The sequence below is a fragment of the Sulfitobacter sp. 1A12779 genome, from assembly GCF_043557315.1.
GTDB lineage: Bacteria > Pseudomonadota > Alphaproteobacteria > Rhodobacterales > Rhodobacteraceae > Sulfitobacter > Sulfitobacter faviae.
In genome coordinates this window covers 57416-84028 of record NZ_JBIFFU010000005.1, presented here as the reverse complement: position 1 = coordinate 84028, position 26613 = coordinate 57416, and the positions used below count along the sequence as shown (strand labels likewise).

The following is a 26613-nucleotide window of genomic DNA, read 5'->3' as shown; positions in this document are numbered from 1 at the left end:
CCGGGCCACCGGAGCGTGACGCATGGAGACATCCACTGACAGGACAGACGGGCTGCGCGCTTTGCGTTGGCCCCTGCGGCTGACCTGGGCGGGGATGCTGGCCGAGGCGCTGGTGCAGGCGTTCTGGCCCATGCTGGCGCTGGTGCTGGCGGTGTTGGCCGCGCTGATGATGGGGGCGCAGGATGCTTTGGCGGGCGGCGCGCTTTGGGCCGTGCTGGCCGTCATCGGTCTTGCGGCCCTCTTTACTCTGTTCTTTGCCCTGCGCAGTTTCCGCCTGCCGTCCCGTGCAGCGGCGCTGGCGCGCTTGGATGCCAGCCTGCCGGGGCGGCCCATTCGGGCGCTCTTGGACGATCAGGCGATCGGCGCGGGCGATGCCGCCTCGGCGGCGGTCTGGCAAGCGCATCAGCGGCGCATGACCGCGCGGGCGGCTGCGGCGAAACCGGTGAAGGGCGACCTTCGGGTCGCGCAGGCCGATCCCTATGCGCTGCGCTATGTGGCTTTGCTTGGGTTCATGGTGGCGCTTGTCTTCGGCTCCGTCTGGCGGTTGGGCGAGGTGACGCATCTGGCCCCCGGCGGGGCGGGCGGCACGCTCGCCTCCGGCCCCGTTTGGGAAGGCTGGGCCGAGCCGCCGCGCCATACCGGCAAGCCGACGCTCTACCTCAACGATCTTGAAGCCGGGGCGCTGTCGCTGCCTGAGGGCACGCTAATCACCCTGCGGCTCTATGGCGAATTGGGCGCGCTGACGGTGGCTGAGAGCGTCTCAGGCCGCGAGGTGGCTGCATCCGCAGAGCCCGCGCAAGATTTCACCCTGCGCCAAAGCGGGGAGATCAGCATCGACGGGCCGGGCGCGCGGGCGTGGCAGATCACGCTTTTGCCCGATGCCGTGCCGCAGGTCGAACGGCTTGGCCCGCCTGAGGTGACCGCCTTGGGAGAGATGAGCCTGCCGTTCCTTGCGCGCGACGACTATGGCGTCGAAGCCGGGGAGGCGCGGATCAGCCTTGATCTGGCTTCTGTCGACCGGCGCTATGGTCTGACCGTCGACCCCGAGCCGCGGCCTGAGATCGTCGTGCCGCTGCCCATGCCGATCAGCGGCGACCGGCGCGATTTCGAAGAAACGTTGATCGAGAATTTCTCGAAACACCCATGGGCCAATCTCCCGGTGTCGCTGCAACTTTCGGTCTTGGACGCCTCCGAACAGCAAGCCGTGACTGAGGTGAGCCAGCTGACCCTGCCGGGGCGGCGTTTTTTCGATCCGGCGGCGGCAGCGGTGATCGAGATGCGGCGCGATCTTTTGTGGTCGCGCGCCAATGCGCCGCGCATTGCGCAGGTGCTGCGCGCGGTGAGTTATGCCCCCGGCGATGACCTGCGCTCGGAGGTGACGGCGCTGCGGGTCAAGCAGGTGATCCGGCGGCTGGAACTGCGGGCGCGCTACGGGCTGGATGAAGAGGTGCAGACCGATTTGGCCGAAGACCTCTGGGTGCTGGCGATTGAGTTGGAAGATGGCGTGTTGGCCGATGCGCTTGAGCGGATGCGCCGCGCGCAGGACCGGCTGAACGAGGCGATGAAGAACGGCGCCTCTCAGGCCGAAATCGCCGAGCTGATGGACGAGTTGCGCCGCGCCACCGAAGACTACCTTGAGCAACTCCAGCGCCAGCAGGCGCAGGAAGGCGCGGGCGAAGACCAGCAGCCGCAGGGCGAGGCGATGCAGATGACCCAAGACGATCTGCAACGCATGATGGACCGCATTCAGGAGTTGATGGAGCAGGGCCGCATGGCCGAGGCCGCCGAGGCGCTGCGCCAGTTGCAGGAAATGATGGAGAACATGCGCGTCACCGAAGGCCAGCCGGGTCAGGGCGGCAATTCGCCCGGTGAGCAGACGATGGAGGGGCTGTCGGATACGCTGCGCGAGCAACAGGGGCTGAGCGATCAGGCCTTCCGCGACCTGCAAGAGCAGTTCAACCCCGGCACCGGCGCAGGCGAGAGTGACGGCAACGAAGGCCGCAACGGCGGGCAGGGGCGCGGCGAGAGCCATGAAGGCCAGCGCGGGCAGGGCGGCCCCTCTGGTGAAGAAGGGGGCGAGGAAGGGCTGGCCGGACGCCAGCAAGCACTGCGCGACGAGCTGCGCCGCCAGCAAGGGCGTTTGCCCGGGCAGGGCACGGCTGAGGGGGACGCGGCCCGCGACGCGCTGGACCGCGCGGGCGAGGCGATGGACCGCGCCGGAGAGGCGCTGCGCCGCGATGAACTGGCCGAGGCGATCGACAATCAGGCGCAGGCGATGGAGGCGCTGCGCGAGGGCATGCGCGCCCTCGGAGAAGCGATGGAACAGGAGCAACGCGCAGGCCAGCCGGGCCAAGGCACGACAGAGGGCGGCGATCAGCGTGGCGAGGGGCGCGATCCGCTTGGGCGAGAGCAGGGCGGCAGCGGGGCCAACAGCTCGGACGCGCCGCTGGCGCAGGGGCCGGACGATCAAGGCCGCGCGCGGCGGTTGCTGGACGAAATTCGCCGCCGCTCAGGCGAGGCGGAGCGGCCCGAGGTGGAGCGGGATTACCTCAACAGGCTGTTGGATCGGTTCTGATCGGGATTAACCCTGCGACTGGGTCGCCACGGTGTCGAGCCAGACCAGCAGGTCTTGCAACTGCCCGTCGAGCCAGAGCCGCGCATCGTCCATCCATGCCACATAGGATGACAGATAGGGATCGGCCTGCGGCAGAGACTGCGCGATCTCGGGCGCGTAGACATAGACCGCCGCGAGCAGGGCCGCCAAGACGATCATTATAGTGAAACCGCGCATGAACCCGCCGGATTTCTGCGGCTTTTCGGGGCGGTCGAGCGCGGCGGTGGGGGTGGGCCCGGCCTGCGCGCCCTCTTGCCCGTCATGGCGCAGGGTCGAGTTAATCTCTTCGATATCGGGCAGAAGATCGCGGCGCGAGGCGCTGCCATAGGCGTCGACCTCGCTTTCCGGCACCGGCTCTCCGCGCATCTTGGCCATGCGCAGGCGCGCCTCATGGGCGCGGCGGGCGTCTTCATCCTCGGTCACATGGTCTTCTGCGGCGATCTCGGGGGCCTGCTGCGGCTGGGGCCGGGGCGCGTCGTCTAGGCCAAGGTCCGGCTGGCTTTCCAGCGGTTCGGACTGGCGACGGCGGCGGGCTTCTTGCTCTGCCGCGGCCTCTTGACGGAGGATCTCTGCGATGGCGGGGTCGAGGGGGCGGCGCACCGGCGCGGCGGGGGCGGGTTGGGGCGCCTCCTCCTCGGGGTCGAATGCGTCTTCGAAGTCGTCGTCTTGATCGTCTTCAAAGGGCGCGTCTTCCTCTTCATCGCCGAAGGGCTGCAAATCCGGCAGGCTGGCCGCTGCGGCGGCTTCCGTGTCCTCATCCGGGCCGCGCTGCTTCATCCGCATCACGTCGTCGGCGAAATCATCCTCTTCGGCCTCCGGCGCATTGTCGGGGTGATGCTGGAACCACGTCTGCCCGCAGTTGGAACATTGCACATCACGCCCCGCCGCCGGCATCACATCGTCGGGGACTTCGTATTGCGCGTCGCAATTGGGGCAGATCAGCCGCATGGTCATTCCTGGGTTCGTTCGGTGCTCTGAGATCGTAACGGGCAGCATATGTCCTAGAATAACGTAGGAAAAGTGATATCTGGGCAGGGTGCTGGGGTTCTGAGTGATTGAATCCTTTCCGGTGCTGAGGCACAACAGGTCGAAGTTTTTTAAGGTGGATGCGTGATAGAGCTCGAAAATGTGGCCTACAGCTATGGCGGGGGCGAATTGCTGTCCGACATCACGCTGAAACTCGCCCCCGGATCGTTCCATTTCCTGACCGGCCCTTCGGGCGCGGGCAAGACCACCTTGATGAAGCTCTGCTACGGGGCGCTTTTGCCCACGGCGGGGCATCTGCGGATGTTCGGGCAGGACGTGCGCGGGCTGGGTCGCGATGACATCGCGCTGATGCGCCGCCGTGTCGGGGTGGTGCATCAGGACGTGAAATTCCTCGACCATCTCCCGCTGACCGAGAATGTGGCCCTGCCGCTTAATGTGTCGGGCCGCGGGGCCGAGGCGGGGGGCACGGATCTGGAAGAATTGATGTCTTGGGTTGGCCTCACCAACCGCGTCGACGCCCTGCCGCCTGAGCTTTCGGGCGGGGAGCGGCAGCGGGCCGCATTGGCGCGCGCGGTGATCATGTCGCCCGATGTGATCCTCGCGGATGAGCCGACGGGGAACATCGACTGGGAGATGTCCCAGCGGTTGCTGCGCCTGCTGATCGAGTTGAACCGCATGGGCAAGACCGTGTTGATCGCCACCCATGATCTGGGCCTCATCCGCGCCACCAAGGCGCATGTGCAGGCCCGTGTGCTGCGCATCGCGAACCGGCGCATCCAACTGGCGGGGGCGGATCTGTGAAGCGCTTCGATCTGGGCGCCCTGCGCGCGATTTTCAAAGGCGACCGGCAGGCCGACCGCGTGGTGCCGCCTTCGGGGTTCACCGCACAGTTGACGCTTTTTGCAGCGGGGGCCATGGCCTTTCTGGCGGTCTTTGCCTTGGCGCTGTCGCTGGCCTCGGGCCGTTTGGCGCAGGTCTGGGGGCAGGAATTGGCGCAGTCGGCAACGGTGCGGATTGTGGCGCCGCTGGATCAACGCGCGGTCCAGACGGAGGCGGCTTTGAAGGTGTTGCAGACGACCAAGGGCGTGGCCTCGGCCCGTGCGCTGACGGATGCGGAGCAGGAAGAGCTGCTCGCCCCGTGGTTCGGCCCGGAACTGGCGATGGAGAACCTGCCGGTGCCGCGCCTGATCGAAGTGGTCGAGGAAGGCGAGGGGTTGGACCCGGTGGGCCTGCGCCTGCGCCTCTCCGCCGAGGTGCCGGGCGCGGTGCTGGACGATCACAGCCGCTGGCGCGCGCCGCTGGTCGCGGCGGCGAGCCGTCTGCGCCTTTTGGGCTGGATTTCGACGCTGTTGATCGGGGCTGCGGTGGCCGCGATGGTGACGCTTGCCGCGCAAGCGGCGCTTGCGGCCAATGCGCAGGTAATCGCGGTGCTGCGGCTGGTGGGGGCGACCGATGATTATATCGCGCGGGCCTTCATTCGCCGTTTCACCCTGCGCGCGCTGCTGGGTGCGGCGGCGGGCACGGCTTTGGGCATGATCGCGGTGGTGTTGCTGCCTGACGCGGGCGAGGCGGGCGGATTTTTGACCGGCTTGGGCTTCCAAGGCTGGCATTGGGCCGTGCCGCTGATGGTGCCGTTCCTCGTCGGCGCGGTCGCCTTTGCCGCCACCGGGGCCGCCGCCCGGCGTACATTGAGGGAGTTGACATGAAGCTGCTGCAATGGGTCCGCTCGATTCTTTATATCGTGCAGGTGACCGTGGCGATGCCGGTGATCGGGCTGGCCTTCGCGCCTTGGGCGATGTTCTCCAAACGTGGGGCATATGCGGGCTGCAAAGCCTATGCCGCTTGGGCCATGTGGACGGCGCGTTGGCTGATCGGGCTGCGCTGCGAAGTGCGCGGCCAAGTCCCCGAGGGTGAGGTTCTGATCGCGGCCAAACATCAGTCTTTCCTCGATATCATCATGATCTTCCACGCCCTGCCGCGGGCCAAGTTCATCATGAAGCGCGAGGTGCTTTGGACGCCGGTGATCGGGCAGTACACCAAGCGGATGCAAATGATCGCCGTGAACCGGGGCAAGCGTGGGCAGGCGATTACCAAGATGATGGAAGACGTAAACGCGGGCCGGGTAGAGCCGGGGCAGATCGTGATCTATTCCCAAGGCACCCGCGTCGCCCCAGGGCTGAGCGCGCCTTACAAAGTCGGCACGGCAGTGCTTTACGATCAACTGGGGCAGGTCTGCGTGCCTGCGGCGACCAATGCGGGCTACTTCTGGCCACGCCGGGGCCTCTACCGCCGCCCGGGCTTGGCCGTGGTGGAGTTTCTGGAGCCGATCGAGCCGGGGCTGGACAAGCGCACCTTCATGGCGCGGTTGGAACAGGAGGTGGAGAGCCATTCCGACGCGCTGCTGCGCGAGGCGGGGTGGCGGCCTGCGGAGGCGGGGTAGGCGCAGGGCGCTCGCCTTTGTTGGTCTTCAAGGGGCTCTCGGAATGACACGCCCGGCCGCAGGCCGGGCAGCGCCGACCCGCCCCCGCCGGTCGGCGCTGCCCTTTGCGATTTATCGGCATGCCGTAGTGCCCGCTGAAACGATGGCTTCGCGGGACGCAAACTCAGATATTTAGGAAGCCGTTGAAAGTGGCGGCGCCGCCGGGGGAGGTGGAAAAGACAGGCGTCACCCTGCATGTCTCTACGTATCGACATGACCCGCGAAGGGCCTCGTCTTCCGTGAATGTCGCGACGGGGGAGGTTGTAGGGCAGGGGTGTTAATGCGCGATAGCCGCAGCGTGCGCCGCCTGCGCAACGAAAAGGGGCGGACCCTTGGCCCGCCCCGTCGTCTTACATGTGGATCGGCCCGTCGCCGCAGGCCAGTGCGGCTTCGCGCACGGCTTCGGAATAGGTCGGGTGCGCGTGGCAGGTCATCGCCAAGTCCTGCGCCGAGGCACCGAATTCCATCGCTACGCAGACCTCGTGGATCAGGTCGCCCGCGCCGGGGCCGATGATGTGGCAGCCGAGGATGCGGTCGGTCTCCTTATCCGCGATCAGCTTGACGAAACCGTCGCCGGCAAAGACCGCCTTGGCCCGCGCGTTGCCCATGAAGGAGAACTTGCCGACCTTATAGGCCCGGCCCGCTTCCTTCAGCGTTGCCTCGGTCTCGCCCACGCTGGCGACTTCCGGGTGGGTGTAGATCACACCGGGGATCACGCCGTAGTTCACATGGCCATGCTTGCCCGCGATGACTTCGGCGGCGGCCATGCCTTCGTCCTCGGCTTTGTGGGCCAGCATCGGGCCTTCGATCACGTCACCGATGGCATAGACGCCTTTGACGGAGGTCTCCCAATGCTCGTTGACGGCGATCTGGCCGCGCTCGGTCATCTTGATGCCCAGATCGTCGAGCCCCATGCCTTTCACCACCGGCTTGCGGCCTGTGGCGACCAGCACGGCATCGGCTTCGATCTCATGTTCGCTGTCGTCCTTGCGCAGCTTGTAGCTGACCGTGGCCTTGCCCTTGGCGACTTCGGTCTTCTGCACGGCAGCGCCCATGACGAAGTTCAGCCCCTGCTTTTTCAGCATGCGCTGGAAGGTCTTTTGCACCTCGGGGTCCATGCCGGGGGTGATCACGTCAAGGAATTCAACCACGGTGATTTCGGCCCCCAGACGGGCGTAGACGCTGCCCAGTTCCAGACCGATCACGCCTGCGCCAATCACCACCATCTTCTTGGGGATTTTGCCCAGTTCCAGCGCGCCGGTGGAGGTCACGACGGTTTTCTCATCGACCTCGACGCCCGGCAGCCCTGCGGGCTCAGAACCGGAGGCGATGATGATGTTCTTGGCCTCATGGACCTCATCGCCGACCTTGACCTTGCCCGCTTCGGGGATCGACCCCCAGCCCTTGAGCCAGTCGATCTTGTTCTTCTTGAACAGGAATTCGATGCCCTTGGTGTTGGTCTCGATCGTCTTGTCTTTGTAGGTCAGCATCTGCTTCCAATCGACGGTCGGCGCTTTCGCCTTCAGACCCATCTCTTCGAAATTATGCTCGGCCTCATGCAGCATATGCGTGGCGTGCAGCAGCGCCTTGGAGGGGATGCAGCCCACGTTGAGGCAGGTGCCGCCGAGGGTCTCACGGCCTTCGACACAGGCGGTTTTCAGGCCCAGTTGCGCGCAACGGATGGCGGCGACATAGCCGCCGGGGCCGGAGCCGATCACGATGACATCATAGCTCGACATGGGGGGTCTCCTTAGCAGTCGGGTGGTGCAGGCAAGGTATGAGGCGCGGGTTACAGGTGCAAGCGCCGCTGCCTGCGGGTGTTTGGGGATAGGGTTAAATGAGGGCCGCCAGCAGCATCAGCATGGTCGCGGCGAAACCGACGATCCAGATGAACGACCGATGCGGGCGCAGGCCAAGCGCATAGGCCGGAACATAAAGCAGCCGGGCGATGAGATAGACCCAAGCGCAGGCGGCGGTGAAGGCAGTGTTCTGGGCCGACATCTGCACCACGCCCACGGCGATGCCGAAAAGGATCAGCCCTTCGAAATGGTTGTCGAGCGCCCGGCCCAGACGGGCGGTGCGGTCGCTCATGGCGCGCGACGGCTCACGGTCACGCGCCGACATGGTGTAGCCGGGGCCAAGCTCCCGGTTGGCGGGCACGGCGTAGAGCACGAATTGCAGCCCCTGTAGCAGGGCCGCGAGGGTCAGGACGGTCAGCTCGGCGCTCATGCGGATTTCACGAAATAGGCGGTGGAGCTGGTCACGGTGCCCTTGTCATCGCTGCTCAGCGCATCGGAGCGGGCGAGCCAGTCACCGGCCTTTTTGCGGTCGTTCACATCCAAGAGAACGGAGGCTTTGCTGCTGCTGTCGGCGTGTTGCCAGATTTGCAGCACCGAGAGCCCGGCATTGCGCCGCGCCTCGGCATCGGCGTCGAATGCGTCTTTCCAAGCGGCGAAATCGGTGACGTCGAAGTGGCAGATCATCTGCATGGGAATGCCTTTCAGAGCGCGTGGAAATAAAGAACAGCGGTCGCGGCATAGCCTGCGAGCCACGCCAGCGTGCGGATCGTCGGCACGCCGAGGGCGTAGACGATCAAATAGATGATCCGCGCCAGCAAAAAGACCTGTGCGGCGAGCAAGGTGGCGCTGTTGTTGCGGCCCATGATCTCGACCAGCAGCACGGCGGGGGCGAAGATCGCCATGGCCACGACAGAGTTATCGAGCGCGCGGCCCAGACGGGCGGTCATCCCGGTGGTGGTGCGCGTCTCATCGCGCGAGGACATCAGGTAGCCCATCGAGAGTTGCCGGGTCGCGCCCAGCACCTGCAAGAGGATCGTCAGCATGACCAGAAGGCCATAGGCGGCGAGGAGGGTGGTTTCGGTCATTTCTTTAGCTCCACATGAGGGGCCAATCGCATACCTTTTCGAATCTCGGTGCCATATGATTTCGGTACTCTTGCGAGCTCACAGATCTCTTGAATGTTCTGGCCTTTGAGTTGCTCGGCAAACTCAATCCCGAAGAGGTGAATCGACACGACCACCTGTCGTTCTGCGGCATTGTGATATCGATCGGCAAATGTATTGGCTAAATCTGCGGTTCTCATGGCCTTCTCCCTAAATAGAATGATGCAACAACTTCAGACTACATAATTCGATCTGAAACTTCGCCTATCATTCTTCTAAGAGCGACGGGTCGTATAGCGATAGGGCGGGGGTCGCCCCCCCCGCCCATAGTATCACAGATCCATCAACAGACGGCGCGGATCTTCCAGCATCTCTTTGACGCGGACGAGGAAGGTCACAGCACCTTTGCCGTCGATCAGGCGGTGGTCGTAGCTGAGCGAGATATACATCATCGGACGGATCACGACCTCACCGTTGATCGCCATCGGGCGTTCCTGAATCTTGGCCATGCCGAGGATGCCGGACTGCGGCGGGTTCAGGATCGGCGCGGTCATCAGCGAGCCGTAGACACCACCGTTGGAGATGGTGAAGGTGCCGCCGGTCATGTCGGCCATGGTGAGCTTGCCGTCACGGGCCTTCTTGCCCATGGCGTTCACGGCCTTCTCGATCTCGGCAAAGGACATCGCGTCGGCGTCCTTGATCACCGGCACCACGAGGCCCGTGGGCGTGCCCGCGGCGACGCCCATGTGGACGTAGTTCTTGTAGATCACGTCGGTGCCGTCGATCTCGGCGTTGACCTCGGGGATCTCTTTCAGCGCGTGGCAGCAGGCCTTGGTGAAGAAGGACATGAAGCCCATCCGCACGCCGTGCTTCTTCTCGAAGTCGGCCTTGTAGGCGTTGCGCAGGGCCATGACCTCGGTCATGTCGACCTCGTTGAAGGTCGTCAGGATCGCGGCGGTGTTCTGCGCTTCCTTCAGGCGGCGCGCCATGGTCTGCTTGAGGCGGGTCATCTTGACGCGCTCCTCGCGGGCGGCGTCATCGGGGGCGGAGGCAGCGCGCGGCGCGGCCGGCTTCGCCTCGGCTTTCGGCGCGGCGGCGCCTGCGGCCACGGCTTTGGCCACGTCTTCCTTCATCACGCGACCGTCACGGCCCGAAGCTGTGACCTGATCGCGGCTGATGCCCGCTTCGGCCATCGCTTTCTTGGCGGAAGGCGCATCTTCCACATCCTTGCCATCGGCGGGCTTGGTCTCAGGCGCGGCACCGGCGCCGGATTTGGCGTCTTCACCCTTGGGGGCGGCAGCGCCTGCGCCGGTGGTCAGCGCGGCCAGCGTGGCGGACGCTTCGACGGTGCTGCCTTCTTCGGCAAAGATCTCGGCCAGCACGCCTGCGGCGGGGGCGGGGACTTCGACGCTAACTTTGTCGGTCTCCAACTCGCAGAGCATTTCATCGGCTTCGACCTTGTCGCCGACCTTTTTGAACCAAGTGCTTACGGTCGCTTCGGTCACCGACTCGCCCAAGGTGGGCACCTGCACGTCGATGCTTTGACCTTCGCGGGCGGCGACTTCGGTAGCGCCTGCGTCGATGGCTTTGGGCGCATCGCCGCCACGGTCGGACTGGGAGGCGGCACCAGAGTCTTCGGCGGCCTCCTTGGCCTTGGGCGCGGCGGCAGAACCGCTGTCGCCTTCGCTGACATTGGCCAGAAGGGCGTCGACGCCCACGGTGTCGCCTTCTTGGGCCACGATCTCGCTCAGGGTGCCTGCGACAGGGGAGGGCACCTCGACCGTCACCTTGTCAGTTTCCAGCTCGCAGAGCATTTCATCCACCGCGACGGTATCACCGGGTTTCTTGAACCATGTGGCAACGGTGGCTTCTGTGACGGATTCGCCCAGCGTTGGGACGCGTACTTCGCTTGTCATGGTTTACTTTCCTTTGATGGTCAGCGCCTCGTCAACGAGGGCGGCTTGTTGTGCTTTGTGCTGGCTGGCCAGACCCGTGGCGGGCGAGGCCGAAGTGGCGCGGCCCACATAGGAGGCGCGGCCATGTTTCGCGTCGATGCGGCCCAGAACCCATTCGATATTGGGCTCGATGAAGGACCATGCACCCTGGTTCTTGGGCTCTTCCTGACACCAGATCATCTCGGCCCCTTTGAAGCGTTCCAGCTCCTTCACGGCGGATTGCGCAGGGAAGGGGTAGAACTGCTCGAAGCGCAGGAGGTAGATGTCGTCGATGCCGCGGGCGTCACGCTCTTCCAGCAGGTCGTAATAGACCTTGCCCGAACACATCACCACGCGCTTGATCTTGTCATCCGCGACCAGTTTAGTGTCGGAGTTGCCCTTTTCGGCGTCATCCCAGAGCACCCGGTGGAAGCTCGACCCGGTGGTGAATTCATCGGCCTTGCTGATGGCCAGCTTGTGGCGCAGCAGCGACTTGGGCGTCATCAACATCAGCGGCTTGCGGTAGCTGCGGTGCAACTGGCGGCGCAGGATGTGGAAGTAGTTGGCGGGCGTGGTGCAGTTTGCCACGATCCAGTTGTCGCCGCCACACATGGTGAGGAAACGCTCCAGACGGGCCGAGGAGTGCTCGGGCCCCTGACCTTCGTAGCCATGCGGCATCAGGCAGACGAGGCCCGACATCCGCAGCCATTTGCTCTCACCGCTCGAGATGAACTGGTCGAACATGATCTGCGCGCCATTGGCGAAGTCGCCGAACTGCGCTTCCCAGAGCGTCAGCGCGTTGGGTTCGGCCAGCGAATAGCCGTACTCGAACCCCAGCACCGCATATTCGCTGAGCATGGAGTCGATGACCTCATAGTCGGCTTGGCCCTCGCGGATGTGGTTTAGCGGATAGTAGCGGTCTTCGTTCTCTTGGTTGATGAAGGCCGAGTGCCGTTGGCTAAAGGTGCCGCGCGTGCTGTCCTGACCCGACAGGCGGACCTTGTAGCCCTCGGTCAGCAGGGAGCCGAAGGCGAGCGCCTCTGCCGTGGCCCAGTCGAAGCCCTCACCGCTTTCGAACATCTTCTTCTTCGCATCGAGCAGGCGGCCGATGGTCTTGTGCAGCGGGAAGCCCTCGGGCGCGGTGGTGATCGCCTTGCCGACGTCTTGAAGCGTTTCGGGGGCAATGGCGGTTTTGCCGCGCTGGTAGGACTTGTTCTTTTTGTCCATGCCAGACCATTTGCCGTCGAGCCAGTCGGCCTTGTTCGGGCGGTAGTCTTTTCCGGCCTCGAACTCATCATTGAGATGGTTCTGGAAGGCGGTCTTCATGTCTTCGATCTCACCCTCGGGGATCAGACCGTCGGCCACCAGACGCGAGGTATAGAGGCTCAGCGTGGTTTTCTGTTTCTTGACGCTTTTGTACATCACCGGGTTGGTGAACATCGGCTCGTCGCCTTCGTTGTGACCAAAGCGGCGGTAGCAGAAGATGTCGATGACCACGTCCTTGTGGAACTTCTGGCGGAACTCGGTCGCGACGCGGGCGGCGTGGACCACGGCCTCCGGATCATCGCCGTTGACGTGGAAGATCGGCGCCTCGACGACCAGCGCGTTGTCGGTCGGATAGGGCGAGGAGCGCGAGAAATGCGGCGCGGTGGTGAAGCCGATCTGGTTGTTCACCACGATATGCATGGTGCCGCCGGTCTTGTGGCCCTTGAGGCCCGAAAGCGCGAAACATTCCGCCACGACGCCTTGGCCCGCAAAAGCCGCGTCGCCGTGCAGGAGCACGGGCATGACGGCGGTGCGGTCCTCGTCGTTGAGCTGATCCTGCTTGGCGCGGACCTTGCCCAGCACCACGGGGTTCACCGCCTCGAGGTGGGAGGGGTTCGCGGTGAGCGACAGGTGCACGGAGTTGCCGTCAAACTCACGGTCCGAGGAGGCGCCGAGGTGGTATTTCACATCGCCCGAGCCATCCACATCGTCAGGCTTGAAGCTGCCGCCTTGGAATTCGTTAAAGATCGCGCGGTAGGGCTTTTGCATGACATTGGCGAGGACCGAAAGGCGGCCCCGGTGCGGCATGCCGATGACGATGTCCTTGACGCCCAACTGGCCGCCGCGCTTGATGATCTGCTCCATCGCCGGAACAAGGCTTTCGCCGCCATCAAGGCCGAAACGCTTGGTGCCCATGTATTTGACGTGCAGGAACTTCTCGAAACCCTCGGCTTCGACCAGCTTGCTCAGGATCGCCTTACGGCCTTCCTTGGTAAAGGCGATTTCCTTGCCGTAGCCTTCGATCCGCTCTTTCAGCCAGCCGGCCTGTTCGGGGTCGGAGATATGCATATATTGCAGCGCGAAGGTGCCGCAGTAGGTCGAGCGGACGATGCCGACGATCTGCTTCATGGTGGCCACTTCGAGGCCGAGCACATTGTCGATGAAGATCGGGCGGTCCATGTCGGCATCGGTGAAACCGTAGGACTTGGGGTCAAGCTCGGGCTGTTCGCCCATGTCGCGCATGCCCAGAGGGTCGAGCGTGGCGGCGAGGTGGCCACGGATGCGGTAGGCGCGGATCAGCATGAGCGCGCGGATGCTGTCGAGCACGGCGGCCCGGATTTGATCGTCGGAAACGGGAACGCCCTTTTCCTCGGCCTTCTTCTTGATCTTCTCGCCTGCGGCTTTCGCCTCGGTCGGTTCGGGCCAGACGCCTGTCAGCGCGCCCATCACCTCGCTCTGCGGGGCGGGGGGCCAATCGGGGCGCGCCCAAGAGGGGCCAGCGGCCTCGGCCTGCGCGGTTTCGGCGTCATCGCCCATCGCCGCAAAGAACGTTTGCCATGCCTCGTCAACCGCGTTGGGATCATTGGCATAGCGGGCGTACATCGCCTCAAGATATTCCGCGTTGTCGCCTTCCATGAAGGAAGAGGCATGGAATTGTTCGTTGGCGGGTTGGTCGGTCATTGGGTCACCTTTGTTCGGCGGGGCAGACGGGACAGGGTCAGAATCAGGGTCGGTCTATAGTCAGGCCCGGGGCGGGGGGCCATAGGTATCGAAGGCGGAGGTGCAGGGCCCTGCGGGGCCGCCGGATCGGGCGCTTGCCCGCGGGCCGGCGCCGGGCGAAAGCGGACAGAGATTGACCGCGGTCTGAATGTGCATCTTGCCCTCCTTCGCTGTCGGCGGCGCCGGGTGGTTTTTATCAAGACCCCGCAAAACATAGTGCTTTGCGGAGTGGGTCAATGGGCGGGCCGTGGCCCGCCCGGCAGGCATCAGCCCTTGTCGATCGCTTCTTTGACCGCTTCGCCCAATGTGGCGGGGCTGTCGGCGACCACGATCCCGGCTTCTTTCATCGCCTCGATCTTGCTCTCCGCGTCGCCCTTGCCACCGGCGACGATCGCGCCTGCGTGGCCCATGCGGCGTCCGGGAGGGGCGGTGCGGCCTGCGATGAAACCAGCGGTGGGCTTCCAACGGCCCTTCTTCTTCTCATCGGCGAGGAACTGTGCCGCTTCCTCTTCGGCGGAGCCGCCGATTTCGCCGATCATGATGATCGATTGCGTCTCGTCATCGGCAAGGAACATCTCCAGCACGTCGATATGCTCGGTCCCTTTGATCGGGTCGCCGCCGATGCCCACGGCGGAGGATTGGCCGAGGCCCATGTCGGTGGTCTGCTTAACGGCCTCATAGGTCAGGGTGCCCGAGCGCGACACGACGCCGACGGAGCCACGGCGGTGGATGTGGCCCGGCATGATGCCGATCTTGCAGGCATCGGGTGTGATGACACCGGGGCAGTTCGGGCCGATGAGGCGCGATTTGGAGCCTTCGAGTGCGCGGGCGACGCGGGCCATGTCGAGCACCGGGATGCCTTCGGTGATGCAGACGATCAGCTCCATCTCGGCGTCGATCGCCTCAAGGATCGAGTCGGCGGCGAAGGGGGGCGGGACATAGATGACGGAGGCATTCGCCTCGGTCGCGTGTTTGGCTTCGTGCACGGAGTTGAAGACCGGCAGGTCGAGATGCGTTTGACCGCCTTTGCCCGGGGTCACGCCGCCGACCATCTTGGTGCCATAGGCGATGGCCTGTTCGGTGTGGAACGTCCCCTGCGAGCCGGTCAGACCCTGACAGATGACTTTGGTGTTTTCGTTGACTAGTACGGCCATGATTTCTTCCTTGGTCGGTGATGTTTAATCCCGGGGGCAGGCCCCGGGGGCGTCAGACGCGGTGCGCCCGGTTGGTGGGATGGGCCGTGGCAGGCGCAGGGCCGGGCCACAGCAGGATGGCGACGAGGAACATGACCGGGATGCCAAGCTCCCCGATCTCCTCGACGACGAAGGCGGTGCGTTCGGCATCGGCGCTGACCTCGATCCCCAAGGGGGCGAGTTTGCGCGCGATGCCGTCGAGCAGTTTGTAAGCGACGGTGAAACCGATCCCCAGCAGGACGGCCCCCGCCCAAGCGCGGCCCCGAAACAGGGCCGTGAGATAGGGCCGGGCGTGACGCCAGAGCATCAGCAGGATCGCGGTGACGATCAGCGCAAGGATCAGCCCGGCGATCAGCCTTTCGCCCAGCGGGACGCCCTCACCAGTATATTGCCGGGCTTTGAACAGGCCGCGGGTGAACAGGATTTTGTCGAGGTCCAATTCACGCGCTGCCACGACCGCCAGCACCAGCGGCAGATACCAGACCCGCAGCACCGCGCCGCGCAGGGTCCAGATCAATGCGAGAATGCAAAGGATGTAACCCACGACGGAGAGGCTTTCGTAAAAGCCGCCTTCGGCCAGTAGCGTGGTTTGGGTGGCGGAGGGCAGGCCGTTCACAACGACCATCTGCGCGGCAAAGGCCAGGATCAGGGCAAGGATCACCCACCAGCCCGCGCGGGAAGAGGCAAGCGCCTGTGTCATAGGCCCGCCTTTCGCGGGGCGCTGTCGCGCTTGGCCGCGTGTTGGGTAAGGGGGGCGAGCGACAGCGCGGGCATCAGTAAAGCTGCTCATCTTGATCGACCAGCAGGTCCAGCACCCGTAGGGTCAGCAGGCCCGCGCCCATGATCATCAGGCTGCGGCCAATGGAGCCGGTGAGGTTTGACGGCAGGATCATCGCCAGCCCGTCACGGGATTTCCGCGCGGCGCGGCGCAATCCACGGTCGTGGCGCCGGTGGTTGACCGGTTCGGGCAGGCGCAGGGCGCCGGGTTGCCATTGCCGGATCAGAATGCCCGCCCCCAATAGCGCAATACCCGTCAAAACGGGGGAGGATTTGGGAGATTGATCCATACTGACCTCATTGCGTGATCGGGTGGGCGCGGCGCGGTGTCGTCGCATCTGCCCCCGCCGCCACGGGGCGGCGGGAACGGTGATATCGGCCATGCCCGCGGGCGCGAAGCCCTGCGGGATTGGCCAAAAAGGCTTAGCCTTTGACCGCTTTCACGATCTTCTGCGCGCCATCCTTCAGGTCGTCGGCGGCGATGACGTCGAGACCGGAGTTGTTGATGATCGCCTTGCCTTCTTCGACGTTGGTGCCTTCGAGACGGACAACCAGCGGTACCTTCAGGCCCACTTCCTTGACCGCGGCGACCACGCCCTCGGCGATGACGTCACAGCGCATGATGCCGCCGAAGATGTTCACGAGGATGCCTTTGACGTTCTCATCGGAGGTGATGATCTTGAACGCCTCGGTCACTTTCTCCTTGGTCGCACCGCCGCCTACGTCGAGGAAGTTGGCCGGCTCCGCACCGTAGAGCTTGATGATGTCCATGGTCGCCATCGCAAGGCCCGCGCCGTTCACCATGCAGCCGATCTCACCGTCGAGCGCGATGTAGTTCAGGTCATACTTGGAGGCTTCGAGTTCCTTGGCGTCTTCCTCGGTCTCGTCGCGCAGGTTGGCGATGTCGGGCTGGCGGTACATGGCGTTGCCGTCGAAACCGACCTTGGCGTCGAGCACCTTGAGCTCGTTGCCGGGCATGACGATCAGCGGGTTGATCTCCAGCATCTCCATGTCCTTCTCGATGAAGGCTTTGTAGAGCTGACCCATCAGCTTGACGCATTGCTTGACGGCGGCGCCCTCAAGGCCCAACGAGAAGGCAACGCGGCGGCCGTGGTAGGGCTGGTAGCCGGTGGCCGGGTCGACGGAGAAGCTGAGGATTTTCTCAGGTGTCGCTTCGGCGACTTCTTCAATGTCCATGCCGCCTTCGGTGGAGCAGACAAAGGAGATGCGGCTGGTCTGGCGGTCGACCAGCAGGGCGAGGTACAGCTCACGCTCAATGTCGGAACCGTCTTCGATGTAGATACGGTTGACCTGCTTGCCTGCGGGGCCGGTCTGGTGCGTGACCAGTGTCTTGCCCAGCATCTTCTTGGCTTCCTCGGCCGCTTCTTCCACGGATTTGGCAAGGCGCACGCCGCCCTTTTCGCCAGCGGCGGCTTCTTTAAAGCTGCCCTTGCCGCGACCGCCTGCGTGAATCTGCGCTTTGACAACCCAGAGGGGCCCGTCCATTTCGCCGGCTGCGTTCTTGGCGTCTTCTGCCTTCAGCACAACGCGGCCGTCGGAGACAGGGGCGCCATAGCTGCGCAGGAGGGCTTTTGCCTGATATTCGTGGATGTTCATGAAAACGGTCCCGTTTCTGTTCCAGTTGCCCCGTAGTATGGGGATGACTTTCGTTCCTGTAAGGGTTTTTTCGGAGAAAGCCGGGTTTGGCCAGCTAAAAATGAGTTTTGTGATCACACGATAAATACGTGTGATCACATTTCCGCTCAGCGGCTCCGAATCGGCTGATTTTTGCTTGAATAAGGGGGGATAGGCCGCCCCACCGAAGGGGCGGACCGGCTGTTTAGCGCGGCATGAGCGCCCAGTAATCGAGGTCAAGCAAAACCTCGGGGCGGTATTTTCCGGCCTCATCGCGCAGCTCGAAGGGGGCGCCGCCCTTGGTCGCCACAAGACGCAAACGCAGCGCACCGACACCGGGGGCCGACGTCTCGGCCTTGTCGAGCACTTCGGTCCAGGCACGCACGGTATCGCCCGCAAGGCAGGGGTTGGCATGGGCGCCGCCGTTCAGCCCCACGACCATCTGCGCATTGGCCAGCCCGTTAAAGGACAGCGCGCGGGCCATGGAGATTACATGGCCGCCATAGATCAGCCGCGAACCATCGGGGCGGGCGGAGGTGTCGAAATGCACCTTGGCCGTGTTCTGCCACAGGCGCGTGGCCATCATATGTTCGGCTTCCTCGATCGTGACGCCGTCGACATGGTCGATCTTTTCGCCGACCTCATAATCGTCCCAGCGGTGCGGCTCCCCGGCGCGGGCGAAGTCGTAATGGGTAAAGTCGAGGCCCTGCGGGATATGCAATTGATCCACGGTCAGCGCATCGGGCAGATCCGGCAGGGTGGTCTCGGGCGCGGGGGCGTCGAGATCGCCTTTGCGCACCATGACCCAGCGGACATAGTCGAGCACCTTTTCGTCATTCTGGTTCAACCCGGTGGTGCGGACCCAGACGACGCCGGTCTTGCCGTTGGAGTTTTGCTTGAGGCCGATGACCTCGCTTTCCGCGCGCAGCGTGTCGCCGGGCCAGACGGGGCGGAGCCAGCGGCCTTGGGCATAGCCCAGATTGGCCACGGCATTGAGCGAGACATCCGGCACGGTTTTGCCAAAGACGATGTGAAAGGCGATCATATCGTCGAGCGGGCTGGCCTTCAGCCCGCAGGACTGCGCGAAACTGTCGGCGGAATAGAGCGCGTGCCGGGCGGGGTAGAGCGCGTGATAGAGCGCGCGTTCGCCCGCGCCGACTGTGCGGGGCACCGCGTGATGCAGCACCTCGCCCAGCTTGTAGTCTTCGAAAAAGCGGCCCCGGTTGGTCTTGCTCATCACTGCTCGCCCAATTTGGTGTCGGGCGAATAGGTGCCGGGGGCGTCTTTCACCACGGCTTGGCCGCAGCGCATGACCCCGGCCTTGTGGTCCCATGTTTGGGTGGGGGAGCCGTAAAGCTCCCAGCCTTTGTTCAGCGCATCGGTGACCTTGTGGCAAAAGGCGGATGTGTCTTCTTCGGAGAGGAAGCGGTAAACTTTCATGGAAGGCTCCGGGATCAATGAGGGAAGGGGATGACGCCGAGCCATGTGTGAATGCCGGCGACGAGAACGAAGAGGATCGTGGAAATCACGATGAGGCGGATATAGGTGGCGCGGCCTGCGTGGGGCGGGGGTGTCCAGCCCGGCTCGGCGCGGTTGATCAAGATCACCTCGCTCACCGCCCAGCCGAGCATGGTGCCAAAGAGCAGGATGGAGGCGAGATCGCCGTTGACCAGAAGGTGTGCCGTGGCCCAGATCTTCACCGCCAGCAGTTGCGGGTGGCGGGTCTTATAGGCGGGCCAGGCTTTGGCGCCCTTGGCGGCGCTGGAGCCGAAGACCCAGAAGGCCAGCACCATCAACAGGTTGTTGATGTGGATAAAGAAGCTGGGCGGGGTCCAGACCGGAATGAATTCCGCCGCGCGATAGCCCCAGATGATGAGGGCCAGCGCCACGACCAATGCGGCGGCCACCGCGCCCCGGCCTGCGGTGCCCATCTGCGCCCGTTGGGCAGGCATCAGGCGTTTAAAAAGATGGGCCCCGATCCAAAGGATCAGGCCGAGGATGAGGATTGTCATGGCGAAGGCTCCGGGCTCATGGCTGCAATTGCCGCCAGTTTTGCCAGTGTTTCGCGGGCGGTGGCAACATGGAGATTCTCCACGATCTTGCCGTCGACGACCGCCACGCCCTGACCTGCGGCCTGTGCCTCTTCATAGGCGTCGATCTGGCGGCGGGCGAGGGCGGCTTCTTCCTCTGACGGGGTGAAGGCGGCATTGGCGATATCGAGCTGTGCGGGGTGGATCAGCGTCTTGCCGTCGAACCCCATGTCGCGGCCCTGTGCGCATTCGGCGCGCAGGCCGTCTTCGTCTTTGAACGCGTTATACACCCCGTCGATGATCGCCACGCCATGCGCTTTGGCGGCCAGCAGGCAGAGGCCAAGGCCGGTGATCAGCGGCAGGCGGTCGGGGCGGAAGCGGGTTTGCAGGTCTTTCGCCAGATCGTTGGTGCCCATGACCATCGCCTGCAACTGGCGGTGCCCGGCGATGGCGGCGGCGTTGAGCATGGCGCCCGGGGTCTCCATCATCGCCCAGAGGGGGATGTCGCCCACGATCTCGGCCAGCGCTTCGAGATCGGCGGGGGAGCCGACTTTGGGCAGGAGAATCGCATCGGGGTTCATCGCCGCGGCGGCGCGGGCGTCATCGGCGCCCCATTCGGTATCGAGCCCGTTGATCCGCACCACCCGCATCCGCGCGCCGTAGCCGCCTTCGGCCAGTGCCTCAGCCAATGTTTCACGTGCAGCGATCTTCTCATCGGGGGAGACGGCATCTTCGAGGTCGAAGATCACCGCGTCGCAGGCCAATCCGCGGGCCTTGTCCAAGGCGCGGGGCTTGGAGCCGGGAATGTAGAGAACGGAACGCAGGGGGCGGGTTGTGGCGGTCATGAGAGGCTCCTCAGGCAGGGCGGCGCGCCGGCCGCCTAACATTGTTGCGCACAGAGGGGCATTTTTGTGCGAAAACTTCAAGGCAAAACATGCCGCGACGCAGCGAAGCTGTTGCGGTGATTTCCGCGCGGCGGATTAACCAGTCTTTCAGCCTTGGTGCGCACTGTCTGTTGCATCGCATCTGAGGCAACACTCGGCGCAGCGGATGCAGTCATTTCAACCAAGGCTGCTTTGGGGCCGGTGCGAAAGACGGCGCATTGCCATTCCCCAAGGATCACGCCTTTCGATGCGAAGGCAGATGCTATGACAGGTTTCGTTAAATTTCTTCACCTCGCGGCGCTCACCGCGGCTTCGGCGATTGTGCTGGCCACCACGACCGAGGCGCAGACGCCGCGCAATTGCGCGCCGCGCGATCATGTGGTGCTGCGGCTGGCCGATGGCTATGGCGAGACGCGCCAGTCCATGGGGCTGGGCGGCGATAATGCGGTGGTTGAGGTTTTCGCCTCTGACCAGACGGGCAGCTGGACGATCACGGTCACCGGGGTCAACGGCATCACCTGTCTTGTCGCCTCGGGCCAAGGTTTCGAGGCGCTGGCGGAGGAGTTGCCCGCCAAGGGCGAAGACGCCTGAGAGTGGAATATATCGGGAAAGCGCGGGCGGCCTGGGGCCGCCTTTTCCATGTTTGGGGCTTGCCGCTGCTTGGGCGAAGTCCCGCCATTTATTTGTGCCGCCGTGGAACTGGAGAGGGCCATCCGGGTTGTGGTTCCAGAAGAGCAAGCAACGCTCATTTTTGGAAGGAGACCTACAATGAAACGTTTTCTGAGCACCACGGCCATCGTATTGACCATGACCGGCACAGCCTTTGCTGACGCGCATTCCGAAGGCTTTGGCAACGTTGCCGTAGAGCAGACAGATTTCCTTGCATCCGACCTGATCGGCATGCGCATCTACAACTCCGAAGCCGAAGTTGACGCGGCCACCCCCGTCGCCGATGGCGCCGAGCAGGAGTGGGATGATATTGGCGAGATTAACGACATCATCGTGTCGCAGGACGGCGAAGTAACTGCCGTTATCCTCGGCATCGGCGGCTTCCTTGGCATGGGCGAACGTGACGTTTCCATCTCCATGGACAAGATTCGCATCCTGAACGACGAAGGCGGCGAGCGCTTCCTCGTGGTGAACACCTCCAAAGAGATGCTGGAGCAGGCGCCTGAGTTCGAACGTCCCATGATGGATGGCGAGCAGATGGAAGGCGATGCCATGAACGAGACTGACGCGAACGTCACCGTCATCAATGGCGAGACCGAAGCCGAAGAGATGGCGAACGATGTCGAAGCCGAGACCGAGGAAATGGCCAATGACGTAGAGGCCGAGACCGAGGAACTGGCGCAAGACACCGAGAACGCGGCCGAAAACCTTGAAGCCGAGACCGAAGAGATGGCCAATGACGTAGAGGCCGAATCCGAGGAAATGGCGCAAGAAGCCGAAACCATGATGGAGAATGCCGAAGCCGAGACAGAAGAAGCTGTCAACGAAGCCGAAGCCAACACCACCGTGATCACAGGTGACGAAACCGTTGAGCGTGAACTGCTGCCGCGCCCCGAAGTTGAGCGTGAAGGCTATGCCAATGCCGAAGCCGAGATGATCGAGCAGATGAGCGCCGAAGACCTTGAAGGCTCCTATGTCTATGGTGCCAACGACGAAACCGTGGGTGAGATCGACACCCTGCTGATCGGCGACAACGGCCAGATTGACCGTGTAGTCATCAACGTGGGCGGTTTCCTTGGTCTGGGCGAAAAGCCGGTGGCCGTGACATTTGACGAACTTCAGGTTCTGCAAAACGTGGAAGGCGACGACGTGCGCATCTACATCGACAGCACCGAAGAGCGTTTGGAATCGCAGCCTGAGTACCAAGGTGAATAATTCTTCGCCTTAAAGTTCAGCAATTGGCCGCCCCTCGGGGCGGCCTTTTTCGTGGTGAGGGCAGGGGTTAGCCGCCCGCCAATGCTGCAACTTGCACGGGACCGTGCATTTCGGTATCTCCGGCGCAAATGAAACCTCTGTCGGAGACATGACCATGGCCAGACCCAAAATCGCGCTTATCGGCGCGGGGCAAATCGGCGGCACTCTCGCCCATCTCGCAGCGTTGAAAGAATTGGGCGATGTCGTCCTGTTCGACATTGCCGAGGGCACCCCTGAGGGCAAAGCTCTCGATATCGCGTCGTCGGGCCCCTCGGGCAAGTTCGACGCCACCATGTCGGGCACCCAAGACTACGCCGACATCGCGGGCGCGGATGTCTGCATCGTCACCGCCGGTGTGGCGCGCAAGCCGGGCATGAGCCGCGATGACCTCTTGGGCATCAACCTCAAGGTTATGAAATCCGTGGGCGAGGGCATCGCCAAACACGCCCCCGACGCCTTCGTGATCTGCATCACCAACCCGCTCGACGCGATGGTCTGGGCGCTGCGCGAATTCTCGGGCCTGCCGCACAACAAGGTTTGCGGCATGGCTGGCGTGCTGGACTCCGCGCGTTTCCGCCACTTCCTCGCGACCGAGTTCAACGTCTCGATGAAAGACGTCACCGCCTTCGTTCTGGGCGGACACGGAGATACGATGGTGCCGCTGGTGCGTTACTCCACCGTCGCAGGCATCCCGCTGCCCGATCTGGTCAAGATGGGCTGGACCACGCAGGACAAGCTCGACGCGATCGTGCAGCGCACCCGTGACGGCGGCGCCGAGATCGTGGGCCTGCTGAAGACCGGTTCGGCCTTCTACGCGCCTGCTACCTCCGCGATCGAGATGGCCGAAGCCTACCTCAAGGACCAAAAGCGCGTGCTGCCTGCGGCGGCGCATGTCGATGGGGCCTACGGCTTGAACGGCTTCTACGTGGGCGTGCCCACGGTGATCGGCGCGGGCGGTGTCGAGCGTGTTGTCGAGATTTCGATGAACAAAGACGAGCAGGCGATGTTCGACAACTCCGTCAACGCGGTCAAAGGTCTGGTCGAAGCCTGCAAAGGCATCGACGAAAGCCTCGCCTAAGCCTCAAGGCATATGAGTTCGAAAGCGCGTCCCAATCGGGGCGCGCTTTTTCGTTCGGGGTGGGGCGGTTTTGTGATCACACGATAATCTGCTGTGATCACAAAAACGGGCAGGACCACATCACTCTGTCATTTTTCCACCGAAACACCGGCCAAACCCCGCAGATTCCCCGCAGTTCCCCGTGACAGTCCTGTAAAAACCGCTATCAAGATGCAAAGCACAGGACAAAGCACAGGACAAAGGACCGCGCCATGGCCGATGTGAACCGGGGTAACCGCCCGCTATCCCCGCATTTGACGATCTACCGCCCTCAATTGACCTCTATGACGTCGATTCTCACCCGGATCACCGGCAACGCGATGCTGATCACCGCGCTGCTGATCGTGTGGTGGTTCCTCGCCGCGGCCACGTCGCTTGAGTATTTCGACACGGTGAACGGGATCATGACCAGCTGGTTCGGTGATCTGGTCTTTACCCTGTCGCTCTTGGGCCTGTGGTATCACACGCTGGCCGGTGTGCGGCACCTGATCTGGGACACGGGCCGCATGCTTGATATCCCCACCGCGGAAAAGCTGGGCTGGACCGTGCTGATCGGATCGGTCGTGCTGACCATCCTGACCATCATCATCGTTTGAGGAGCGACACCATGGCATACATGACAGATCGCAAACGCGCCCGCGGCCTTGGCTCGGCGAAAACCGGCACCGCGCATTTCTGGGCGATGAAAGTCTCCTCGCTGGCGCTGCTGGTCCTGATCCCGCTGTTCGTCTTTACCTTCGGCAGTGCGCTCGGCGGCAGCTATGAAGAGATCCTTGCCTATTACGCGCGTCCCTTCCCGGCCATCGTGGCGGCGCTGACGCTGATCGTGGGCTTTAAACATTTCAATGACGGCGTGCAGGTGCTGATCGAGGACTATGTCCATGGGCTGGCCAACAAAGTCGCCCTCATCGTGATGACCATCATCAGCTACGGCGCAGCAGCGGTCGGCGTTTTCGCCATCGCCAAGCTCGCCCTGTAACAATACGCCCAAACGGGAGACCGATTAAATGGCAGCATATGAATACGAAACCCACGAATATGACGTTGTCGTGGTGGGGGCAGGCGGTGCTGGTCTGCGCGCGACTTTGGGCATGGCGGAGCAGGGGCTGCGCACGGCCTGTATCTCTAAGGTATTTCCGACCCGCAGCCACACCGTGGCGGCGCAGGGTGGCATCGCCGCGTCCTTGAGCAACATGGGCCCCGACAACTGGCAGTGGCATATGTATGACACGGTCAAGGGCTCGGACTGGCTGGGCGATACCGATGCGATGGAATACCTCGCCCGCGAAGCGCCCAAGGCGGTCTACGAGCTTGAGCATTACGGCGTGCCCTTCTCGCGCACCGAAGAGGGCAAGATCTATCAGCGTCCCTTCGGCGGCCACACCACGGAATTCGGCGAAGGCCCGCCCGTGCAGCGCACCTGCGCCGCCGCTGACCGGACCGGCCACGCGATCCTGCACACGCTTTACGGCCAGTCGCTGAAGCAAAGCGCGGAATTCTTCATCGAATATTTCGCCATCGACCTGATCATGTCGGACGACGGTGTCTGCCAAGGTGTGCTCTGCTGGAAACTCGACGACGGCACCATGCATCTGTTCAGCGCCAAGATGGTGGTGCTGGCGACAGGCGGCTATGGCCGCGCGTACTTCTCGGCCACCTCCGCACATACCTGCACCGGCGACGGCGGCGGTATGGCGGCCCGTGCGGGTCTGCCGCTGCAAGACATGGAATTCGTCCAGTTCCACCCCACCGGCATCTACGGCGCGGGCTGCCTGATCACCGAAGGCGCGCGGGGCGAGGGCGGTTATCTGACCAACTCCGAAGGCGAGCGTTTCATGGAACGCTATGCGCCGACCTATAAGGATCTGGCGTCGCGCGACGTGGTCTCGCGCTGCATGACCATGGAGATCCGCGAAGGCCGCGGTGTGGGCGAGAATAAGGATCACATCCACCTGCACCTCAACCACCTGCCGCCGGAGACGCTGGACCTGCGCCTGCCGGGCATCTCGGAATCCGCACGCATCTTTGCCGGTGTGGATCTGACGAAAGAGCCGATCCCGGTGCTGCCGACGGTGCACTACAACATGGGCGGCATCCCCACGAACTACTGGGGCGAGGTGCTGAACCCGACTGCGGACAACCCCGACGCCATCGCACCCGGCCTGATGGCCGTGGGCGAGGCGGGCTGTGCTTCTGTACACGGGGCGAACCGCCTTGGCTCCAACTCGCTCATCGACCTCGTGGTCTTTGGCCGCGCCGCTGCGATCCGCGCCGCCAAGATCGTCGACGCCGACAGCCCGGTGCCCGCGCCCAACCTCAAATCGGTCGAGAAGGCTTTTGATCGCTTCGACGGTCTGCGCAATGCCAAGGGCGGCACGCCGACAGCCGAACTTCGCCTTGAGATGCAAAAGACCATGCAGGCCGATGCCGCCGTCTTCCGCACCGACAAGACGCTGGAGGAAGGCCGCAAGAAGATGATCGACGTGGCCGACAAGCTGAACGATCTGCATGTCACCGACCGCAGCCTCGTGTGGAACTCCGACCTGATGGAGACGCTGGAGCTGACCAACCTGATGCCCAACGCCACCGCCACGATCACCGCCGCCGCCGCGCGGAAAGAGAGCCGGGGCGCGCATGCGCATGAGGATTACCCGGACCGGAACGACGACGAATGGCGCAAACATTCGCTCGCGTGGTTCGACGGTAACGATGCCAAGCTGACCTATCGCGCCGTGCACCTTGATCCGCTGACCAAAGAGGATGAAGGCGGCATCGACATGAAGAAGATCGCCCCCAAGGCACGGGTGTATTGATGGTCCGCACAGCACTCATCGCGGCCACGTTGCTCGGCCTTTCGGCCTGTGTGGAGGTTCAGCAGGCGGTGGATGACACCGCCCGGCAGACCTCCAAAGGCGTGGTGACCGAGGTTCTGGCCACCCGTTTCCCGCAGGTGCCGAAAGAGCTGATCACCCCCTTCACCGATTGCATCATCGACAATGCCGACGCGCTGGAGCTGCGCGAATTGGCCCGCGCCACCGTGGTTGGCGTGGATGACACAACAACGGGCACCGTGCGCACCATCCTGTCGCGCCCCGAGACCCGTACCTGCCTGCTGGCCGCTGCGCCCGCAGCCGGTCTGACGCTTTAGGAGAC

The 26613-nt window shown here is 63.7% G+C and carries 27 protein-coding genes; 11 read left to right on the top strand and 16 right to left on the bottom strand.

Annotation, left to right across the window (positions count from 1 at the left end; all coding sequences use genetic code 11):
- The first annotated feature begins 22 nt into the window (after window positions 1–22).
- Window positions 23–2575 (top strand): DUF4175 domain-containing protein, encoded by a 2553-nt coding sequence (locus ACGYLQ_RS07945; RefSeq protein WP_394441813.1) that lies wholly within the window; start codon window positions 23–25, stop codon window positions 2573–2575.
- A gap of 6 nt (window positions 2576–2581) precedes the next feature.
- On the opposite strand, the gene ACGYLQ_RS07940 is transcribed toward ACGYLQ_RS07945, so the two are convergent.
- Window positions 2582–3562, bottom strand: a complete 981-nt coding sequence (locus ACGYLQ_RS07940) for a zinc-ribbon domain-containing protein (RefSeq protein ID WP_394441810.1) — start codon at window positions 3560–3562, stop codon at window positions 2582–2584.
- Between the two features lie 162 nt (window positions 3563–3724).
- Here ACGYLQ_RS07940 and ACGYLQ_RS07935 point away from each other — a divergent pair, with 162 nt between their 5' ends.
- Genes ACGYLQ_RS07935 through ACGYLQ_RS07925 form a run of 3 tightly spaced genes read left to right on the top strand, consistent with a single transcriptional unit; the run spans window position 3725 to window position 6041 of the window.
- Window positions 3725–4402 carry a cell division ATP-binding protein FtsE gene (locus tag ACGYLQ_RS07935; protein ID WP_394441807.1) on the top strand — a complete coding sequence of 226 codons (678 nt, stop codon included), beginning with the start codon at window positions 3725–3727 and terminating at the stop codon, window positions 4400–4402.
- Window positions 4399–5307, top strand: coding sequence for a cell division protein FtsX (locus ACGYLQ_RS07930; RefSeq protein ID WP_394441804.1), 909 nt, complete (start codon window positions 4399–4401; stop codon window positions 5305–5307). Before ACGYLQ_RS07935 ends, ACGYLQ_RS07930 begins: the two co-directional genes overlap by 4 nt.
- Window positions 5304–6041 carry a lysophospholipid acyltransferase family protein gene (locus tag ACGYLQ_RS07925; RefSeq protein WP_394441801.1) on the top strand — a complete coding sequence of 246 codons (738 nt, stop codon included), beginning with the start codon at window positions 5304–5306 and terminating at the stop codon, window positions 6039–6041. Before ACGYLQ_RS07930 ends, ACGYLQ_RS07925 begins: the two co-directional genes overlap by 4 nt.
- 389 nt (window positions 6042–6430) lie before the next feature.
- On the opposite strand, the gene lpdA is transcribed toward ACGYLQ_RS07925, so the two are convergent.
- The 15 genes from lpdA to ACGYLQ_RS07850 form a co-directional block, all read right to left on the bottom strand.
- The gene (gene lpdA, locus ACGYLQ_RS07920) at window positions 6431–7819 is read right to left on the bottom strand and encodes a dihydrolipoyl dehydrogenase (RefSeq protein WP_394441798.1); all 1389 of its coding nucleotides are present in this window, start codon (window positions 7817–7819) and stop codon (window positions 6431–6433) included.
- 94 nt (window positions 7820–7913) lie between these two features.
- Entirely contained in the window at window positions 7914–8309 is a 396-nt protein-coding gene (locus tag ACGYLQ_RS07915) for an MAPEG family protein (RefSeq protein WP_067261925.1), read from the bottom strand.
- Window positions 8306–8569 (bottom strand): hypothetical protein, encoded by a 264-nt coding sequence (locus ACGYLQ_RS07910; RefSeq protein WP_394441795.1) that lies wholly within the window; start codon window positions 8567–8569, stop codon window positions 8306–8308. Before ACGYLQ_RS07910 ends, ACGYLQ_RS07915 begins: the two co-directional genes overlap by 4 nt.
- A gap of 11 nt (window positions 8570–8580) precedes the next feature.
- Entirely contained in the window at window positions 8581–8964 is a 384-nt protein-coding gene (locus tag ACGYLQ_RS07905) for an MAPEG family protein (protein ID WP_322329214.1), read from the bottom strand.
- On the bottom strand, window positions 8961–9182 hold the full coding sequence (locus ACGYLQ_RS07900; RefSeq protein ID WP_271689337.1) for a hypothetical protein: 222 nt from the start codon (window positions 9180–9182) through the stop codon (window positions 8961–8963). Before ACGYLQ_RS07900 ends, ACGYLQ_RS07905 begins: the two co-directional genes overlap by 4 nt.
- A 132-nt stretch (window positions 9183–9314) precedes the next feature.
- Complete coding sequence (gene odhB, locus ACGYLQ_RS07895; protein ID WP_394441792.1) at window positions 9315–10898, bottom strand: 2-oxoglutarate dehydrogenase complex dihydrolipoyllysine-residue succinyltransferase; 1584 nt, start codon at window positions 10896–10898, stop codon at window positions 9315–9317.
- A 3-nt stretch (window positions 10899–10901) separates the two neighbouring features.
- Window positions 10902–13862, bottom strand: a complete 2961-nt coding sequence (locus ACGYLQ_RS07890; protein ID WP_067261918.1) for a 2-oxoglutarate dehydrogenase E1 component — start codon at window positions 13860–13862, stop codon at window positions 10902–10904.
- 305 nt (window positions 13863–14167) lie between these two features.
- Entirely contained in the window at window positions 14168–15055 is an 888-nt protein-coding gene (sucD, locus tag ACGYLQ_RS07885; protein WP_067261915.1) for a succinate--CoA ligase subunit alpha, read from the bottom strand.
- A gap of 52 nt (window positions 15056–15107) precedes the next feature.
- Window positions 15108–15794, bottom strand: coding sequence for a hypothetical protein (locus tag ACGYLQ_RS07880; protein WP_394441789.1), 687 nt, complete (start codon window positions 15792–15794; stop codon window positions 15108–15110).
- A 73-nt stretch (window positions 15795–15867) separates the two neighbouring features.
- Window positions 15868–16161, bottom strand: coding sequence for a hypothetical protein (locus ACGYLQ_RS07875; protein WP_322329219.1), 294 nt, complete (start codon window positions 16159–16161; stop codon window positions 15868–15870).
- Between the two features lie 133 nt (window positions 16162–16294).
- Window positions 16295–17488, bottom strand: a complete 1194-nt coding sequence (gene sucC, locus ACGYLQ_RS07870) for an ADP-forming succinate--CoA ligase subunit beta (RefSeq protein ID WP_271691982.1) — start codon at window positions 17486–17488, stop codon at window positions 16295–16297.
- A 223-nt stretch (window positions 17489–17711) separates the two neighbouring features.
- Window positions 17712–18743, bottom strand: coding sequence for a MaoC family dehydratase (locus ACGYLQ_RS07865; RefSeq protein ID WP_394441786.1), 1032 nt, complete (start codon window positions 18741–18743; stop codon window positions 17712–17714).
- Window positions 18743–18946 (bottom strand): DUF1737 domain-containing protein, encoded by a 204-nt coding sequence (locus ACGYLQ_RS07860; protein ID WP_067261906.1) that lies wholly within the window; start codon window positions 18944–18946, stop codon window positions 18743–18745. The genes ACGYLQ_RS07865 and ACGYLQ_RS07860 overlap by 1 nt, the downstream gene beginning before the upstream one ends.
- A 14-nt stretch (window positions 18947–18960) precedes the next feature.
- Window positions 18961–19518 carry an NnrU family protein gene (locus tag ACGYLQ_RS07855; protein ID WP_067261905.1) on the bottom strand — a complete coding sequence of 186 codons (558 nt, stop codon included), beginning with the start codon at window positions 19516–19518 and terminating at the stop codon, window positions 18961–18963.
- The gene (locus ACGYLQ_RS07850; protein WP_394441783.1) at window positions 19515–20381 is read right to left on the bottom strand and encodes an HpcH/HpaI aldolase/citrate lyase family protein; all 867 of its coding nucleotides are present in this window, start codon (window positions 20379–20381) and stop codon (window positions 19515–19517) included. Before ACGYLQ_RS07850 ends, ACGYLQ_RS07855 begins: the two co-directional genes overlap by 4 nt.
- A gap of 303 nt (window positions 20382–20684) precedes the next feature.
- On the opposite strand from ACGYLQ_RS07850, the gene ACGYLQ_RS07845 reads away from it, so the two are divergent.
- From ACGYLQ_RS07845 to ACGYLQ_RS07815, 7 genes are all read left to right on the top strand, one after another.
- Window positions 20685–21011 (top strand): hypothetical protein, encoded by a 327-nt coding sequence (locus ACGYLQ_RS07845; RefSeq protein ID WP_067261901.1) that lies wholly within the window; start codon window positions 20685–20687, stop codon window positions 21009–21011.
- A gap of 177 nt (window positions 21012–21188) precedes the next feature.
- Complete coding sequence (locus tag ACGYLQ_RS07840) at window positions 21189–22304, top strand: PRC-barrel domain-containing protein (protein WP_394441780.1); 1116 nt, start codon at window positions 21189–21191, stop codon at window positions 22302–22304.
- Window positions 22305–22458: 154 nt separating this feature from the next.
- On the top strand, window positions 22459–23421 hold the full coding sequence (gene mdh / locus ACGYLQ_RS07835) for a malate dehydrogenase (protein ID WP_067261933.1): 963 nt from the start codon (window positions 22459–22461) through the stop codon (window positions 23419–23421).
- Between the two features lie 251 nt (window positions 23422–23672).
- Window positions 23673–24056, top strand: coding sequence for a succinate dehydrogenase, cytochrome b556 subunit (sdhC, locus tag ACGYLQ_RS07830; RefSeq protein WP_067261898.1), 384 nt, complete (start codon window positions 23673–23675; stop codon window positions 24054–24056).
- An 11-nt stretch (window positions 24057–24067) separates the two neighbouring features.
- Window positions 24068–24439: a succinate dehydrogenase, hydrophobic membrane anchor protein gene (sdhD, locus tag ACGYLQ_RS07825; protein ID WP_067261896.1), complete on the top strand. Its 372-nt coding sequence runs from the start codon at window positions 24068–24070 to the stop codon at window positions 24437–24439.
- Between the two features lie 28 nt (window positions 24440–24467).
- Complete coding sequence (gene sdhA / locus ACGYLQ_RS07820; RefSeq protein WP_322329225.1) at window positions 24468–26273, top strand: succinate dehydrogenase flavoprotein subunit; 1806 nt, start codon at window positions 24468–24470, stop codon at window positions 26271–26273.
- Complete coding sequence (locus tag ACGYLQ_RS07815; protein ID WP_209217447.1) at window positions 26273–26608, top strand: hypothetical protein; 336 nt, start codon at window positions 26273–26275, stop codon at window positions 26606–26608. Before sdhA ends, ACGYLQ_RS07815 begins: the two co-directional genes overlap by 1 nt.
- Window positions 26609–26613 lie beyond the last annotated feature (5 nt).

Bases quoted from the DNA above. Each gene is read 5' to 3' on its own strand.
- ACGYLQ_RS07945 (WP_394441813.1), top strand. From the start codon at position 23: ATGGAGACATCCACTGACAGGACAGACGGGCTGCGCGCTTTGCGTTGG.
- ACGYLQ_RS07940 (WP_394441810.1), bottom strand. From the start codon at position 3,562: ATGCGGCTGATCTGCCCCAATTGCGACGCGCAATACGAAGTCCCCGAC.
- ACGYLQ_RS07925 (WP_394441801.1), top strand. From the start codon at position 5,304: ATGAAGCTGCTGCAATGGGTCCGCTCGATTCTTTATATCGTGCAGGTG.
- lpdA (WP_394441798.1), bottom strand. From the start codon at position 7,819: ATGTCGAGCTATGATGTCATCGTGATCGGCTCCGGCCCCGGCGGCTAT.
- ACGYLQ_RS07915 (WP_067261925.1), bottom strand. From the start codon at position 8,309: ATGAGCGCCGAGCTGACCGTCCTGACCCTCGCGGCCCTGCTACAGGGG.
- ACGYLQ_RS07910 (WP_394441795.1), bottom strand. From the start codon at position 8,569: ATGCAGATGATCTGCCACTTCGACGTCACCGATTTCGCCGCTTGGAAA.
- ACGYLQ_RS07905 (WP_322329214.1), bottom strand. From the start codon at position 8,964: ATGACCGAAACCACCCTCCTCGCCGCCTATGGCCTTCTGGTCATGCTG.
- ACGYLQ_RS07900 (WP_271689337.1), bottom strand. From the start codon at position 9,182: ATGAGAACCGCAGATTTAGCCAATACATTTGCCGATCGATATCACAAT.
- odhB (WP_394441792.1), bottom strand. From the start codon at position 10,898: ATGACAAGCGAAGTACGCGTCCCAACGCTGGGCGAATCCGTCACAGAA.
- ACGYLQ_RS07890 (WP_067261918.1), bottom strand. From the start codon at position 13,862: ATGACCGACCAACCCGCCAACGAACAATTCCATGCCTCTTCCTTCATG.
- sucD (WP_067261915.1), bottom strand. From the start codon at position 15,055: ATGGCCGTACTAGTCAACGAAAACACCAAAGTCATCTGTCAGGGTCTG.
- ACGYLQ_RS07880 (WP_394441789.1), bottom strand. From the start codon at position 15,794: ATGACACAGGCGCTTGCCTCTTCCCGCGCGGGCTGGTGGGTGATCCTT.
- ACGYLQ_RS07875 (WP_322329219.1), bottom strand. From the start codon at position 16,161: ATGGATCAATCTCCCAAATCCTCCCCCGTTTTGACGGGTATTGCGCTA.
- sucC (WP_271691982.1), bottom strand. From the start codon at position 17,488: ATGAACATCCACGAATATCAGGCAAAAGCCCTCCTGCGCAGCTATGGC.
- ACGYLQ_RS07865 (WP_394441786.1), bottom strand. From the start codon at position 18,743: ATGAGCAAGACCAACCGGGGCCGCTTTTTCGAAGACTACAAGCTGGGC.
- ACGYLQ_RS07860 (WP_067261906.1), bottom strand. From the start codon at position 18,946: ATGAAAGTTTACCGCTTCCTCTCCGAAGAAGACACATCCGCCTTTTGC.
- ACGYLQ_RS07855 (WP_067261905.1), bottom strand. From the start codon at position 19,518: ATGACAATCCTCATCCTCGGCCTGATCCTTTGGATCGGGGCCCATCTT.
- ACGYLQ_RS07850 (WP_394441783.1), bottom strand. From the start codon at position 20,381: ATGACCGCCACAACCCGCCCCCTGCGTTCCGTTCTCTACATTCCCGGC.
- ACGYLQ_RS07845 (WP_067261901.1), top strand. From the start codon at position 20,685: ATGACAGGTTTCGTTAAATTTCTTCACCTCGCGGCGCTCACCGCGGCT.
- ACGYLQ_RS07840 (WP_394441780.1), top strand. From the start codon at position 21,189: ATGAAACGTTTTCTGAGCACCACGGCCATCGTATTGACCATGACCGGC.
- mdh (WP_067261933.1), top strand. From the start codon at position 22,459: ATGGCCAGACCCAAAATCGCGCTTATCGGCGCGGGGCAAATCGGCGGC.
- sdhC (WP_067261898.1), top strand. From the start codon at position 23,673: ATGGCCGATGTGAACCGGGGTAACCGCCCGCTATCCCCGCATTTGACG.
- sdhD (WP_067261896.1), top strand. From the start codon at position 24,068: ATGGCATACATGACAGATCGCAAACGCGCCCGCGGCCTTGGCTCGGCG.
- sdhA (WP_322329225.1), top strand. From the start codon at position 24,468: ATGGCAGCATATGAATACGAAACCCACGAATATGACGTTGTCGTGGTG.
- ACGYLQ_RS07815 (WP_209217447.1), top strand. From the start codon at position 26,273: ATGGTCCGCACAGCACTCATCGCGGCCACGTTGCTCGGCCTTTCGGCC.